The 14,098-nt window shown below is 72.6% G+C and carries 12 protein-coding genes; 8 read left to right on the forward strand and 4 right to left on the reverse strand.

Annotation, left to right across the window (positions count from 1 at the left end):
• Positions 1-16 precede the first annotated feature (16 nt).
• Positions 17-1,111, reverse strand: a complete 1,095-nt coding sequence (locus ACFYPA_RS02440) for an XdhC/CoxI family protein (protein ID WP_359082043.1) — start codon at positions 1,109-1,111, stop codon at positions 17-19.
• 141 nt (positions 1,112-1,252) lie between these two features.
• Between ACFYPA_RS02440 and ACFYPA_RS02445 the strand changes: the two genes are divergently transcribed.
• The 6 genes from ACFYPA_RS02445 to ACFYPA_RS02470 all read left to right on the forward strand — a co-directional run bounded on the left by ACFYPA_RS02445 (position 1,253) and on the right by ACFYPA_RS02470 (position 8,747).
• Positions 1,253-2,122: a xanthine dehydrogenase family protein subunit M gene (locus ACFYPA_RS02445; RefSeq protein ID WP_359082044.1), complete on the forward strand. Its 870-nt coding sequence runs from the start codon at positions 1,253-1,255 to the stop codon at positions 2,120-2,122.
• The gene (locus ACFYPA_RS02450; RefSeq protein ID WP_359082045.1) at positions 2,122-2,658 is read left to right on the forward strand and encodes a (2Fe-2S)-binding protein; all 537 of its coding nucleotides are present in this window, start codon (positions 2,122-2,124) and stop codon (positions 2,656-2,658) included. The genes ACFYPA_RS02445 and ACFYPA_RS02450 overlap by 1 nt, the downstream gene beginning before the upstream one ends.
• Positions 2,659-2,663: 5 nt before the next feature.
• Positions 2,664-5,045, forward strand: a complete 2,382-nt coding sequence (locus ACFYPA_RS02455) for a xanthine dehydrogenase family protein molybdopterin-binding subunit (protein ID WP_389128954.1) — start codon at positions 2,664-2,666, stop codon at positions 5,043-5,045.
• Positions 5,046-5,106: 61 nt separating this feature from the next.
• Positions 5,107-5,733: an SRPBCC family protein gene (locus ACFYPA_RS02460; RefSeq protein WP_359311684.1), complete on the forward strand. Its 627-nt coding sequence runs from the start codon at positions 5,107-5,109 to the stop codon at positions 5,731-5,733.
• A 390-nt stretch (positions 5,734-6,123) separates the two neighbouring features.
• Positions 6,124-7,038: a diiron oxygenase gene (locus tag ACFYPA_RS02465; protein ID WP_359311682.1), complete on the forward strand. Its 915-nt coding sequence runs from the start codon at positions 6,124-6,126 to the stop codon at positions 7,036-7,038.
• A 62-nt stretch (positions 7,039-7,100) separates the two neighbouring features.
• Positions 7,101-8,747 (forward strand): FAD-dependent oxidoreductase, encoded by a 1,647-nt coding sequence (locus ACFYPA_RS02470; protein WP_389128957.1) that lies wholly within the window; start codon positions 7,101-7,103, stop codon positions 8,745-8,747.
• Positions 8,748-8,813: 66 nt separating this feature from the next.
• Here ACFYPA_RS02470 and ACFYPA_RS02475 read toward each other — a convergent pair whose 3' ends face one another.
• On the reverse strand, positions 8,814-9,338 hold the full coding sequence (locus ACFYPA_RS02475; protein WP_359082050.1) for a DoxX family protein: 525 nt from the start codon (positions 9,336-9,338) through the stop codon (positions 8,814-8,816).
• Positions 9,339-9,573: 235 nt separating this feature from the next.
• Between ACFYPA_RS02475 and ACFYPA_RS02480 the strand changes: the two genes are divergently transcribed.
• Positions 9,574-11,589 (forward strand): NADPH-dependent 2,4-dienoyl-CoA reductase, encoded by a 2,016-nt coding sequence (locus tag ACFYPA_RS02480; RefSeq protein WP_359082051.1) that lies wholly within the window; start codon positions 9,574-9,576, stop codon positions 11,587-11,589.
• 61 nt (positions 11,590-11,650) lie between these two features.
• Positions 11,651-12,202, forward strand: coding sequence for a PadR family transcriptional regulator (locus tag ACFYPA_RS02485; RefSeq protein WP_359082052.1), 552 nt, complete (start codon positions 11,651-11,653; stop codon positions 12,200-12,202).
• A gap of 77 nt (positions 12,203-12,279) precedes the next feature.
• Here ACFYPA_RS02485 and ACFYPA_RS02490 read toward each other — a convergent pair whose 3' ends face one another.
• A complete protein-coding gene (locus ACFYPA_RS02490; protein WP_359082053.1) occupies positions 12,280-13,245 on the reverse strand; it encodes a hypothetical protein in 966 nt (321 codons plus the stop codon).
• Positions 13,242-14,081 carry a phosphatase PAP2 family protein gene (locus ACFYPA_RS02495; RefSeq protein ID WP_359082054.1) on the reverse strand — a complete coding sequence of 280 codons (840 nt, stop codon included), beginning with the start codon at positions 14,079-14,081 and terminating at the stop codon, positions 13,242-13,244. Before ACFYPA_RS02495 ends, ACFYPA_RS02490 begins: the two co-directional genes overlap by 4 nt.
• Positions 14,082-14,098 lie beyond the last annotated feature (17 nt).

Raw genomic sequence — 14,098 nt, forward strand, 5'->3', positions numbered from 1 at the left:
AGCTGTTCAAAAACAGTCACGTTGCGTGCACCGGCCCGGTCCGCGACGCGTGCGGCAGCGCGGTGCCGCCCCGCCGCACGGCTACGATCTCGGCCAGGATCGACACAGCGACCTCTTCAGGGCCCCGCCCTCCCAGGTCGAGCCCGATCGGCGAGCGGAGCCGCGCCAGTTCCGCGTCCGTCGCACCCGCCGTGCGCAGTCGCGCCATCCGGTCCTCGTGCGTCCGGCGACTCCCCATGGCCCCGACATATCCGGCCCTGCTGCGCAGCGCGAGGGCCAGAACCGGCACGTCGAACCGTGGGTCATGACTCAGCACGCACACCGCGGTCGCGACGTCGACGAGATCCTCATGGGCACGGAACCAGCGGTCGGGCCATTCGGCGACGACCTCCTCCGCCTGCGGGAAGCGCGCGGCCGTCGCGAAGGCGGGCCTGGCATCGCAGACCGTCACGCGGTACCCGAGTGTGGCCCCGATGTCCGTCAGGGGCCGGGCGAACTCTGCCGCACCGAATACCAGCAGGCGAGGCCGGGAGGCGAAGGACTGCACCAGCAGCCCGCGCCCCGGCGCGCAGGCCGCACTGCCGATGGCCTCGTCGCCCACGCCGGCCACGAGCGCCGCACCGCGGCCGAGCATGCCCTCGGCGGCCAGCGTCGCGGCCCTGACCACCCGAGGGTCACCCAGCGAACCGGTCACCTTCCCGCCGCCGACGACCAGGCAGCCACTGCCGTCGACCGCCGTGACCAGCGACACCGGCACGCCGGCCGCGATGTCGTCGGCAAGCCGGCCGAGCGGAACGTCCGCACCCACCTCGCGGACCAGCACCTCGATCGTCCCCCCGCAGGTGAGCCCCACCGCGAAGGCATCCTCGTCACCGACTCCCCAGCGTTCGAGCACCGGGGCCGCGCCCGCGAGCACCTCCTCGGAGAGCGCGCAGACGGCGGCCTCGACACAGCCCCCGGAGACGCTGCCGACGACGCGGCCGTCCTCGGACACGAGCATGGAGGCACCGGGACCGTGCGGGGCCGAGCCCCAGGTCCGCACGACGGTCGCCATGGCGAAGCGGGTTCCGGAGCGTTGCCAGGCGGCCGCCTGATCGATGACATGTCGCATATCGCCCTCCGCGGGCCGTGAAATTTCGGACAACCTCTTGCCAAGAAGAAACTTTAATGTAAATCATTTCAGGTACTAGATAAGTCGCCCGTGCCGAACGCCACGGTGTGACGACGAAACGAGAGGTTCGGTGGCAGCGGGTTGAAACCCACATCCTTCGACTACACCGCCCCGCGCACCGTCGGCGAAGCGGTGGCCCTTCTCAGCGATGAGGAACGGGAGGCCAAGGTCGTCGCGGGCGGCCAGTCCCTGATTCCGATGCTGAACATGCGTCTCGCCAGGCCCGGACTGCTCGTGGACATCACGCGGATCCCTGAACTCGGCCGCCTCTCCGTGGACGCTTCGGGCCATCTGCACATCGGAGCCGCCGTACGACAGGCCCACGCCGCAGCAGCCGGCGCTGTACGGGACGGCTGGCCGCTCCTGGCCGCCGCGATCGGCCACATCGGGCATCCACAGATCCGCCACCGCGGCACCGTCTGCGGCAGCCTCGCCCATCACGACCCGGCCGCCGAACTCCCCACCGCGGCACTCTGCCTGGGCGCCCGCTTCGTGATCACCGGGCCGCGGGGCACGCGTACGGTCGCCGCCGAGGACTTCTTCGTCGCGACCTTCTCGACCGCCGTCGAAGCGGACGAGCTCCTCACCGAGGTCGTGTTCCCGCCGCTCCCCGCCCACCACGGCTGGGCCTTCGAGGAACTGACCCGCAGGCACGGCGACTTCGCCACCGTCGGCGTGGCCGTCGTCCTGGAAAGGGACAACGCCGCAGGCACCGCCCGCGCCGCCCGCGTGGTCTTCTGCGGCGCGGGCCCCGTCCCGGTACGTCTGCCCGCCGCCGAGGAAGCGCTCCTGGGCAGCGACGTCGGCGAACGGGCCCTCGCCGCCGCGGCCCGCACCGCACTGTCCTGCCTCACCCCCACCGACGACGTCCACGCCACCGCCGAGTACCGGCGCGAGGGCGCCGCCCACCTCCTCGTCCGCGCCTGCACCACCGCCTGGGAGCGCTGCTGATGAAACCGCCCGTCCCCGCCCCGCTCGTCGCGCGCACACCGCCGCTCGGCGAGCCCTCCGCCTGGCACCGGATCAGCCTCACCGTCAACGGACGGCCGGTCACCGCCCAGGTCGAGTCGCGGCTGCTGCTCAGCGACTTCCTGCGCGACCGGATCGGCCTGACCGGCACCCATGTCGGCTGCGAACACGGCGTCTGCGGCGCCTGCACCGTCCTCGTCCACGACGAGCCGGTGCGTGCCTGCCTGACCCTGGCCGTGCAGTGCGACGGAGCCGTGCTCCGCACCGTCGAGGGCCTGGCCCCTGCCGACGCCCCACTCACCCCCGTGCAGCGGGCATTCCACGCGTGCCACGGCATGCAGTGCGGCTTCTGCACGCCCGGGTTCGTCATGACGGCGACCGCCCTGACCGAGCAGCCCGGGCGCCCCGACGAGGAACAGGTCGCCGACGCGCTCAGCGGGCACCTGTGCCGGTGCACCGGCTACCGCAACATCCGCCGTGCCGTGTGCCAGGCACTCGACGAGCGATTCGGGGAGTGACCCGCATGTCCCACGATGGTGACCGGCCCGGCAACGGCAACTGGATCGGCCGTTCCGTCCCACGCGTCGAGGACGACCGGCTGCTGCGCGGCAACGGCCGCTACGTCGACGACATCGCCCTCCCCGGGGCCGTCGAGGCGGCCTTTCTGCGCAGCCCGCACGCCCATGCCCGCATCGAGTCGGTCGACGTCACCGCGGCCCTGACCGCACCCGGCGTCGTCGCCGTGTGGACCGGCGCCGACGTGGCGGATCTTCCCGCGATGCTGAACAAGGAGGAGCTGCGCACCCCGCCGGGCCTCGCCGATCTCCTGGATCCGCTGGTCCGGATGACCCCCATGCCACTGCTCGCCCGCGAGAAGGTCCTCTACGTCGGCCAGCCCGTCGCCGTCGTCCTCGCCGAGAACCGCTACCTCGCCGAGGACGCGCTGGAACTCATCGAGGTGCGGTACGCCCCGTTGCCGGTGCTGGTCGACCCCGAAGACGCCCTGTCCGAAGGCGCGACCCGGCTGCACGAGGACCTCCCGGACAATACCGCGGTCGCCGTCGCCGCCCGCGTCGGGGATCCGGAGGAGGCGTTCGCCGGCGCGCACGCCGTGGTGAGCGAGCGGTTCGAGGCCCACCGGTACGTCGCCTCGCCGATCGAGACCCGTGCGATCTCGGCCCAGGTCGACCCGTACAGCGGCCGGCTGACCGTCTGGTCGGGCACCCAGACCCCGCACCGGCTGCGGGACGCCATCGCCCACACCCTCGGCCTCGAGTCCGCCACGGTCCACGTCATCGCCGCCGACGTCGGCGGAGGTTTCGGCCAGAAGGGCATCCTCTACGTCGAGGAACTCCTCGTACCGCACGCCGCTCGCCGTCTCGGCCGCCCCGTGCTCTGGCGCGAGGACCGCAACGAGAACCTCACCGCCTCCTCGCACGCCCGCGAACAGATCCACCACATCGAACTCGCGGCGGACGCCGAAGGCCGGCTCCTCGCCGTACGCGACCGGATCACCGTCAACTTCGGCGCGTACAACATGACCGGCCTGGTCGTGCCGTACAACTCGCTGTGCCATCTGCTGGGCCCCTACCGCGTGCCGAACGTGCACATCGATGTCGTCGGCGTGCTCACCAACACCACTTTCGCCACGCCCTACCGGGGCGCCGGACGCCCGGAGACGGTCTTCGCCATGGAGCGGGCCATGGACCGGCTGGCCGGGGAACTGGACATCGCTCCGGAGGAGTTGAGGGCGCGCAATCTGGTGCGGCCCGAGGAGATGCCGTACGCCACCGGCCTGGTGGACCGCTCGGGCAGTCCACAGTCCTACGACTCCGGGGACTTTCCCGAACTCCTGCGCCGCGCCGTGGCGAAGGCCGACGTCGAACGGGTACGCGACCGGCAACGCGAGGGCGCCCGTGACGGCAGGCACATCGGCATAGGCTTCGCCATGTACATAGAGGCAACCGGTCTCGGCCCCTTCGAAACGGCCCGCATCGACATCGCCCCCAGTGGCCGGGTACGGCTCGCCATCGGTGCCCCGTCCCAGGGGCAGGGGCACCGCACCTCCATGGCGCAGATCGCCGCCGACGCCATCGGAGTACCGCTCGACGTCATCGACGTGGTCGGCGGCGACACGGATGCCACCCCGTTCGGCGTGGGGACCATCGCCAGCCGCGCCCTGGTCAACGCCGGGAACGCCACCCACCGGGCGGGCCTCCTCGTCCGCGAGAGGATCGTCGAAGCGGCCGCCCGGCGCCTCGGTGCCGATGCGGGCGGCCTCGGCCTGCGCGACGGCATCGTGTCGGCGCAGGAGCCGGGCGGCCCCTCCATCAGCCTCGCGGAACTGGCCGGGAAGGCACCCCTGCCCGGCACCCCGGAGCCCACGGACGGCCGGCACGGCACGGAGATCAGCGTGACCGTGCACTTCCGTCCGCCCGGTTTCGCGGTCGCGAGCGGGGCGCACGCGGCTGTCGTCGAGGTCGACGAACACACGGGCGAGATCGAGATCCTGCACTACGTCGTCGTCCACGACGCGGGCAACATCGTCAATCCGATGATCGCGGAGGGACAGGTCACCGGCGGCATCGCGCAGGGCATCGGCGGAGCACTGTACGAGGAGATGGTCTACGGCCCCGACGGTCAGCCCCGCACCGGCACGTTCATGGACTACCTGGTGCCCACCTCCTCGGAGATCCCCGACCTCGACATGGACGAGATCTTCACTCCGAGCCCCATGAACGACCTCGGCGTCAAGGGACTCGGCGAGGGCGGTGCGATCGCGCCCCAGGCGGTGCTCGCCGGCGCCGTCGAGGACGCGCTGCGCCCCTTCGGCGTGGTCGTGCGCCGCGGCCCCCTCTCACCGAGCCGGGTGCGCGCGCTGATCCGTACGGCAGCCGGCACCTGAGCCGGCCCCACACCTCAACCGGCTCCGCATCCACGGCCGGCCGCCCCCTGATTGGACAACCATGCAACTGGACCACTCCTTCACCGTCCCCGCCGGCCTCGACGACGCCTGGAAGCTCTTCCAGGACCTCGACCGGGTCGCGCCCTGTATGCCCGGCGCCGTGCTGGACACCCTCGACGGGGACTCCTTCACCGGCCGCGTCAAGGTCAAGGTCGGCGCGGTGCAGATGAGTTACCGCGGCGAGGGAACCGTCACCCGCGACGAAGCCGCCCGGTCGATGCTCCTCGACCTCAGCGGAAGCGAGACCCGTGGCGCGGGAACGGCTTCGGCGACGGTCACCGCGACGCTGAGCGCCGTTCCGGCCGGCACCGTGGTGCGCGTACGCTCGGACCTCGACATCACCGGCCGGCCGGCGCAGTTCGGCCGGGGCATCATGACCGAGGTCGGCGACCGCATCGTCCGGCAGTTCGCGACCCGGCTCGAAGAGCTGCTGCGGGATGCCGGTCCCGCCCCGTCGCCGACGAGCCCCGCGGCAACCCTCCGGGGCGGACTCGCGCCCGAGCCCGAGGCCATCGATCTCGGCGCCGCCGCTCTTCCCGTGCTGCTCAGGAAGGCCGCGGCACCGGCGGCGGCCGTGTTGTTCGCGGTGGTGGTGATGCGGGTCCTGCGGCGACGTTCTCGCGTCTGAACACTTGAACGCCACGCTCGCAGCGTTCCCTCGGGCCGGCCCCTGCCCCGCTCCGGAAGCCGTCGCCCGGGGCGCGGGCCGGCCTCCTCGGAGCGCCGCTGCCGGCACTCCGGCCGCCGCCCGGGCGACGACTCCCCCGCCTCCGGAGCGGCGAGGGCCCGTTCAAGGCTCCGGAGTACGCGGCGTCGTGGAGAGATCGTACGGATTTCCTACGCGGGGGTAGGCCCGCGCGGCCCTCTTGCTATACCTTCCGTCTAACAGCTTGCTAGACGTGACGTCTAACAAGCTGGGCGGCGTCCGGCGGCCGTCGATCCCATCGGGCGGACACGGGGTGGGAGAAGAGGCCGGGCAGCCGTCGAGTCGATCTGTCTCGATTCAAGGAGCCGCACCATGGCAAGCAGCACCGTTCGACCGGAGGACCAGGACCGGCTCGCCGAGCAGGACGTCGCCCTGCGCCTGCTCGATTCGGCCGCGAAGCTGTCGTACGACCCGGCCACCGAGGTGGACTGGAACACGCCACTGGACACCGATCACCACGGCGCGAGTCCCGAGTGGAGCACCCTCTACGGCACCGCGTACTGGCAGGAGTTGACCGACAGCCAGCGCAGGGCGCTGACGCGTCAGGAAGCCGCGTCCGTCGCCAGTACCGGCATCTGGTTCGAGATGATCCTCCAGCAGATGGTGCTGCGCGACATGTACGCCAAGGACCCGACGGACCCGCGGTTCCAGTGGGCCCTCACCGAGGTCGCCGACGAGTGCCGGCACTCCATCATGTTCGCCCGCGGCGCCGCGAAGCTGGGTGCACCGGCCTACCGTCCGCGCCGCGCCGTGGTCGAACTGGGCCGCGCCTTCAAGACACTCGCCTTCGGCGAGGCGGCATACGCGGCCATCCTCGTGGCGGAGGAGGTGCTCGACGTGATGCAGCGGGACTGGATGCGGGACGAGCGGGTCGCGCCGTTCGTCCGGACGATCAACAACATCCACGTGGTGGAGGAGTCGCGGCACATGAAGTTCGCCCGCGACGAGACCCGCAGGCGCCTGCGCACCGCGGGCCCGGTGCGCAGGCGGATCAACTCGCTCGTGGTCGCCATCGCCTCGTACTACATCGTCACCAGCATGGTGAACCGGGACGTCTACGCGAACGCGGGGCTGGACAGCTCACGCGCCCGCGCCGAGGCGAAGGCCAACGAGCACCACAAGTCCCTGATGCGTTCTAGCTGTTCGGGCCTGATGGAGTTCCTGGCCTCGGCCCGTCTGCTCACCGGACCGGCCCTGTTCTTCTACAAGCGCGCCCACCTGATCTGACCCGCTTCCACCGCGAGTGCGCCGCCCCGATCTGATCCGAGCCGAGAGCCCGAGCTGACGCGATGACCTACGCCATCACCCAGACCTGCTGCAGCGACGCCACCTGCGTGGCCGTGTGCCCCGTGAACTGCATCCACCCCACGCCGGAGGAACAGGCCTTCGGCAGCACGGAGATGCTCTACGTCGACCCGCCGGCCTGCATCGACTGCGGCGCCTGCGCCGACGCCTGTCCCGTCGACGCGATCTTCCCGGTGGACAGCCTCTTCGGGGCGCAGGAGGAGTACGCCGGCATCAACGCGGCGTACTACGCGGGACGGGAGCCGGAGCCGGCCGCCGGGCCCAACTTCCACGCCTGGGGGGAGCCCTCGTTCCTCCGCAGCCTGCCGTCCGACTTCGCTCCGATCCGGGTGGCCGTCGTCGGCACCGGCCCGGCCGGTATGTACGCGGCCGAGGACCTGCTGCTGCACACCAACGCCGAAGTGACGCTGATCGACCGGCTGCCCGTGGCGGGTGGTCTCGTCCGGTACGGCGTGGCACCGGATCACCCCGCGACGAAGGGGGTCGGCGAGACCTTCGCACGGTTCCACTCCCACCCCCGGGTCCGGATGCACCTGGGGATCGAGGCCGGCAAGGACCTCACCGTCGAGGAACTCGCCGCCCATCACGACGCGGTGATCTACGCGGTCGGCGCCTCCGCCTCCCGCCGGCTCGGCATCCCCGGCGAGGACCTCCCGGGCAGCCTGCCGGCCACGGCGTTCGTGTCCTGGTACAACGCCCACCCGGAAGTACCCCCGGAGACCGTCGGCCTGTCCGCGCAGCGGGTGGTCGTCACGGGCAACGGCAACGTCGCGCTGGATGTGGCCCGCATCCTCGTCACGGACCCCGCCGCACTGGCCGGCACCGATATCGCCGGCCACGCCCTGGCGGCGCTGCGGGGCTCCGCGGTGCGCGAGGTCGTCCTGCTCGGCCGGCGCGGCCCCGACGACCTCGCCTGCACCGGGTCCGAGCTGCTCGCCCTCCGCCACCTGGCGGGCGTGGACCTGGTGGTCGACGACGGTGACCCGCGGACCGGCGCGGCGATCGACGGAGCGGCGGCGGGTGAGAAGGCCGCGCTGCTGCGGGAGGTGGAACGGGAGGCGGTCGACTGGTCGCGGCCCCCGTCGCCGGGGCGTCGCATCGTCTTCCGCTTCCACTCCGCGCCGGTGGAGGTGCTCGGCCGCGACGGCGTCGAAGCCGTGCGGGTGACGGACACCGGCGGTGACCGGGAGATCCCCGCGGGTCTGTTCCTGCGGGCGATCGGTTACCGGGGTCTGCCGGTTCCGGGTCTGCCCTTCGACGAGGCGACCGGCACCGTGCCGCACGAGGGCGGCCGGGTGGTGGGCATGCCGGGCAGCTACGTCGTCGGCTGGATCAAGCGCGGCCCTTCGGGCGGCATCGGGGCCAACCGCACCTGCGCCGCCGAGACCGTCGGCACTCTCCTGGCCGATGCCGTCGCGGGCGCCCTGCGCTCGCCCGCGTACCCGGCCAGGGCGTTCGGGCGTCTTGTCCGGAGCCGTGGCGGCCGGGTGGTCGACGCCCGGGGGCTGGCCGCGATCGACCGCGCCGAGCAGGCCCGGGGCCGGGAACACGGCCGTCCGCGCGTCAAGTTCGACACGGTCCCCGCGCTGATCGCCGCATCGAGGGGAAGCCGCTGGGGGTCGCCGCGCTGATCGCCGCGTCGAAAGGAAGCCGGAGGTAGCGCGCTGACCAGCCGTCTACCGCGCGTGGCGCCGTGCTCAGAACTCCTCCGGCTCCGCGGCCTGCCCCTTGGCCCGTTTGCCGACGACGGCGACCGCGGCCGCGGCGCTGCCCACGAAGGCCAGGGCGACCATCCAGGGCTGGTTGAACGCGTGCCGGGTGGCGTGGTCCACGGAGTAGCGGCCGGGGCCGGCCAGGCCGATCGCGGCCGCGGTGAAGCCGAGGAAGGCGGGGTACTCGTAGCCGCCGCCCTGGGCGAAGAACCCGGCGGGGGCGTGGACGGCCACGGCTCCCGCCATGGCGCCGGCGGCCGCCGCCCCGGCCGCCGGAGTGGCCAGGCCCAGGGCCAGGAGGACGCCGCCGCCCGCCTCGCCCAGGCCGGCGGCGATCGCGCTGTGCCTGGGCGGGTGGAAGCCCATGGCCTCCATCCCGGCCGTGGTGCCCTCGATGCCCCCGCCGCCGAACCAGCCGAGGAGTTTCTGGCTGCCGTGCGCGGCCAGCACCGCGCCGGTGCCGACGCGAAGGACAAGCAGGCCGAGGTCACGACGGTTGACGCTGCCCATGAGGGTCTCCGAGAGGGTTCGGGGGCCCGGCCGGAAGGCGGGCCCCGGGAGGAAGTACGGAAACCACTCTCCGCGCACCGGGGCAGGGGCGGGGCACGTTGTTACGCCGTCCGGGCGCGCCGCGGCGGCACGTGACTCGTGGCACAGTGCGACGTACGCCATTGTGCAACTTGTTGCACAACAACGATCCGGTGGTCTAGAACTGGCGTAACCACACCGCGCGAGGAGCCCCCGCATGAGCCCGTACCCGCATCTGCTGAGCCCGCTCGACCTCGGGTTCACCACCCTCCCCAACCGGGTGCTGATGGGGTCGATGCACATCGGCCTCGAGGAGGTCGAGAACGGCTTCGAGCGCATGGCCGCCTTCTACGCCGCCCGCGCCCGCGGCGGCGTGGGCCTCATGGTCACCGGGGGCATCGCGCCGAACGACGCCGGCTGCACCTTCCCCGGCGGTGCCAAGATGACCACCGAGGCGGAGGCCGCGCAGCACGCCGTGGTGACGTCGGCCGTGCACGAGGCGGGCGGCCGGATCGCCCTGCAGATCCTGCACTTCGGGCGCTACGCGCACCACCCCGGCCTGGTGGCACCGAGTGCGATCCAGGCGCCGATCAGCGGATTCGTCCCGCACGCCCTGACCGACGACGAGGTCGAGTCGACCATCGAGGACTTCGTCACGGCGGCCGCGCTCGCACGGAGCGCGGGGTACGACGGCGTCGAGATCATGGGTTCCGAGGGCTACCTGATCAACGAGTTCATCGCCTCGGCGACCAACCACCGCGAGGACCGCTGGGGCGGCTCGTACGAGAACCGCATCCGCTTCCCCGTCGAGATCGTGCGCCGGGTACGCGAGCGGGTGGGCAGCGACTTCATCCTGATCTACCGGCTCTCGATGCTCGACCTGGTGCCCGGCGGATCGTCGCTGGAGGAGGTCGTGCGGCTGGCCCGGGAGATCGAGGCGGCCGGGGCGACCATCATCAACACCGGCATCGGCTGGCACGAGGCCCGCATCCCCACCATCGCGACGTCGGTGCCGCGCGGCGCGTTCACCTGGGTCACCGAGAAGGTGCGCGGCGCCGTCTCCGTACCGCTGGTGACGAGCAACCGCATCAACACCCCCGAGGTCGCCGAGCAGATCCTGGCGGCGGGCCGCGCGGACATGGTGTCGATGGCGCGGCCGTTCCTCGCGGATCCGGACTTCGTCGCGAAGGCGGGTGAGGGCCGCGCGGACGCGATCAACACCTGCATCGGCTGCAACCAGGCCTGCCTGGACCACATCTTCAGCGGCAAGGTCACCTCCTGCCTGGTCAACCCGCGCGCCTGCCACGAGACGGAACTGACCCTGTCGCCGACCCGCACCCGCAAGCGCGTCGCGGTCGTCGGCGCGGGTCCGGCCGGACTCGCCTGCGCGGTGACGGCCGCCGAGCGCGGTCACGCGGTGACACTGTTCGACGCGGCGGACGAGATCGGCGGACAGCTCAACGTGGCGCGCCGGGTGCCGGGCAAGGAGGAGTTCAACGAGACGCTGCGCTACTTCCGTACCCGGCTGGCGGAGGAGAAGGTCGAGCTGCGGCTGGGCGCCCCGGTCGGTGCCGGACAGCTCGACGGCTTCGACGAGGTCGTCCTCGCGACGGGGGTCGTTCCGCGCACGCCGGCGATCCCGGGCGTGGACCACCCGAGCGTGGTCAGCTACCTCGACGTGCTGCGGCACGGAGCACCGGTGGGCGACCGGGTGGCGCTGGTCGGGGCGGGCGGGATCGGTTTCGACGTGGCCGAGTTCCTGACCGACGGCGGGGACGCGGCGAGCCTGGACCCGGAGGCGTTCTTCCGGCAGTGGGGCGTCGACACCGAGTACCGCGAACGGGGCGGACTGGGCACCGCCGAGCGCCCGAAGTCGCCCCGCACCGTCCATCTCCTCCAGCGCAAGACGAGCAAGGTCGGCGCGGGTCTCGGCAAGACGACGGGCTGGATCCACCGCACCGAACTCCGGCACCGCGGCGTCACGATGATCGCGGGCGTCGGCTACGACCGGATCGACGACGACGGTCTGCACGTCACGGTCGACGGCGAACAGCACCTGCTGCCGGTCGACACGATCGTGCTCTGCGCGGGCCAGGAGCCCCGGCGGGAGCTGTACGAGGAGCTGCTCGCCGCGGGCCGTCCCGCGCACCTGATCGGTGGCGCGGACGTGGCGGCCGAACTGGACGCCAAGCGGGCGATCCGCCAGGGCACGGAACTCGCCGCCTCGCTCTGACCACGGCCGCGGGGAGCCGGGCCACCCGTCCGGCTCGCCGCGGCTCCTTAGGATGCACCCCATGTCACTCCCGCACGCGATCCTCACCGCCCTGCTCGAAAAGCCTTCGTCGGGGCTGGAGCTGACCCGCAGGTTCGACCGGTCGATCGGCTACTTCTGGTCGGCCACGCATCAGCAGATCTACCGCGAGCTGGGAAAACTGGAGCAGGCCGGTCAGATCAGGGCGCTGGCGACCGCCCAGCCGGCCCGTGGGCAGAAGAAGGAGTACGAGGTGCTGCCGACGGGGCGCGAGGCGCTGGCCGCCTGGGTGGCCCGGCCCGAGGAGCCGAAGCAGATCCGCGATCCGCTGCTGCTGCGGATGCGGGCGGCGGCGGTCGTCGGTGCGCCCGGTCTCGACGCCGAGCTGCGCCGTCACCTCGCGCTGCACCGGCGCCGGCTCGCGGAGTACCTGGAGTTCGAGGAGCGGGACTTCCCGCCCGGGCGCGACGCGGCCGAGGACCGGCTGCGCCACCTCGTGCTGCGGGGCGGCATCGATCTGGAGAACTTCTGGATCGGCTGGCTGACCCGGGCACTGACGGAGGACGCCGGGGGCGCCGCGGCCGCTCTCGGGTAGGTGCCGGTGGCCACCGGGCCATGCCGTCCCTCACGAACGACCGGCCCCGGAGCGGTGCCGGCGGACACGCGAGGCCGTTACGAGCGGCCGGCCCGGATCCGCCGGAGGTGTCCGTGTCCGTTCCCCTGGTGGAGCACGGCCCGCGGGCTCTTGATGACCACCCTCGACGGCACGCTCACGGCCGGACCGCCCCCGGTCGCCTCGCCGGCGGGCGCGGCCCGCGCCTGGGCGCGGCTGAGCAGGATCACGCCCCGTGCGGCGGCCGCGGTGCCCAGCAGCGCCGGGACCAGGCTGATCGTCCCGCCCTGGAACCGCTCCCCCAGCAGAGCCAGGCCGATGGCCGCCGCGGCGACCGGGTTGGCGAGGGTGACGACGGCGAGCGGTGCGCCGAGGCCGCCCCGGTAGGCGGTCTGTGCGAGGAGCAGTCCGCCCATCGCGAAGGCCGACACGAGCACCGCGACGACCACCAGGCGCCAGCTGAACAGCGGGCCGGTGGTGTGATCGGTGACGGCGACGGTCAGCGTCTGCGTCAGTGCGGAGGCGACGCCCGAGGTGATGCCGGAGGCCGCCGCGTGCCGCAGGCCCGGGCGCGCACCCGGGCGGCTGAGCCCGGCGACCACGGCCATGGTCCCCGCGCCGACGGCCAGCGCCTCGGTCATGGTCAGCGTCTCGTGCGGCGCCGAGCCGCCCGCGGTCATGAGCAGGGCCCCCAGGCCCAGGAGGGTCAGGAGCGTGCCGCGCCATTCGGTCGTCGAGACCTTGCGGCCCGCGGCCCGTGCGCCCAGCGGCACGGCGGCGACCAGGGTCAGCGCGCCGAGCGGCTGGACGAGGGTGAGCGGGCCGTACTTCAGCGCGGCGACGTGCAGCAGAGCGCCACCGGCGTTCAGTCCCACGGCCGACCACCAGGCGCCGCTGCCGAGCAGCCGGAGCGTTCCGGTGCCCGGTTCGGTGCGTCCCGCGAGCCGCGCCTGCGCCACCGCCGCGGCGGCGTACGCGGCGGCGGATACGAGCGACAGCGCGACGGCGACCAGGGTCGCGTTCATCGTCTGGTCCCTGAGACGGCGTAGGAGCGGCCGGAAACGCGGGGCGCGGCGACGGCATGGGCCGGCGCACCGGTCGTGGACGGCCACGGCAGATGCGCCCGGACCGGCTCCGCGCGCGGCAGTCGCAGCGCGGCGAAGGCCACCGAGAGCAGTGCGGCGACCACGATCGAGTCGAGCCAGTAGTGGTTGGCGGTGCCGACTATGACGAGCAGCGTGATCACCGGGTGCAGCAGCCACAGCCAGCGCCACCGCGAGCGGGTGGCGACGACGAGGCCCACGCCGACCATGACCGCCCAGCCGAAGTGCAGCGAGGGCATGGCCGCGAACTGGTTCGCCATCGAGTCCGTGGCGGGCGTGGAGCCGTACACCGTCGGCCCGTAGACCTGGCCGGTGTCGACCAGGCCGGTCGCGGCGAGCAGCCGCGGCGGGGCGAGCGGGAACAGCAGGTGCAGGGCCAGCGCGGCACCGGTGAGCACGGCGAGGATCCGGCGCGACCAGACGTAATGGCGCGGGCGGCGCCAGTACAGCCAGCCGAGGAAGAGCAGGGTGGCCGGGAAGTGCACGGTCGCGTAGTAGGTGTTCGCGAGGTGGATGAGCGTCTCGTCGTGGAGCAGCAGCCCCTGCACGGCGCCTTCGCCGGGCAGGTGCACGGCACGTTCGAAATCCCATACGCGTCCGGCGTTGTGGTACGCCTCGTCGACGTGACCGTTGGCCGCCTGGCGGCCGAACTTGTAGATCACGAAGAGTCCTACGACGAGAAGAAGCTCGCGGACGAGGGGCGGTCGGGCAACAGTGTCCGGCTCCCGATCGGCGGGCCTGCTACCGGCGAACATCATCCGGTGCCCCTTTGCTG

The organism is Streptomyces sp. NPDC005775 (assembly GCF_042871565.1).
Lineage (GTDB): Bacteria > Actinomycetota > Actinomycetes > Streptomycetales > Streptomycetaceae > Streptomyces.

Excerpts from the sequence above, each read along its gene's own strand:
- ACFYPA_RS02455 (WP_389128954.1), top strand. The coding sequence starts at position 2,664 with ATGTCCCACGATGGTGACCGGCCCGGCAACGGCAACTGGATCGGCCGT.
- ACFYPA_RS02490 (WP_359082053.1), bottom strand. The coding sequence starts at position 13,245 with ATGAACGCGACCCTGGTCGCCGTCGCGCTGTCGCTCGTATCCGCCGCC.
- ACFYPA_RS02475 (WP_359082050.1), bottom strand. The coding sequence starts at position 9,338 with ATGGGCAGCGTCAACCGTCGTGACCTCGGCCTGCTTGTCCTTCGCGTC.
- ACFYPA_RS02460 (WP_359311684.1), top strand. The coding sequence starts at position 5,107 with ATGCAACTGGACCACTCCTTCACCGTCCCCGCCGGCCTCGACGACGCC.
- ACFYPA_RS02485 (WP_359082052.1), top strand. The coding sequence starts at position 11,651 with ATGTCACTCCCGCACGCGATCCTCACCGCCCTGCTCGAAAAGCCTTCG.
- ACFYPA_RS02450 (WP_359082045.1), top strand. The coding sequence starts at position 2,122 with ATGAAACCGCCCGTCCCCGCCCCGCTCGTCGCGCGCACACCGCCGCTC.
- ACFYPA_RS02440 (WP_359082043.1), bottom strand. The coding sequence starts at position 1,111 with ATGCGACATGTCATCGATCAGGCGGCCGCCTGGCAACGCTCCGGAACC.
- ACFYPA_RS02470 (WP_389128957.1), top strand. The coding sequence starts at position 7,101 with ATGACCTACGCCATCACCCAGACCTGCTGCAGCGACGCCACCTGCGTG.
- ACFYPA_RS02495 (WP_359082054.1), bottom strand. The coding sequence starts at position 14,081 with ATGATGTTCGCCGGTAGCAGGCCCGCCGATCGGGAGCCGGACACTGTT.
- ACFYPA_RS02465 (WP_359311682.1), top strand. The coding sequence starts at position 6,124 with ATGGCAAGCAGCACCGTTCGACCGGAGGACCAGGACCGGCTCGCCGAG.
- ACFYPA_RS02480 (WP_359082051.1), top strand. The coding sequence starts at position 9,574 with ATGAGCCCGTACCCGCATCTGCTGAGCCCGCTCGACCTCGGGTTCACC.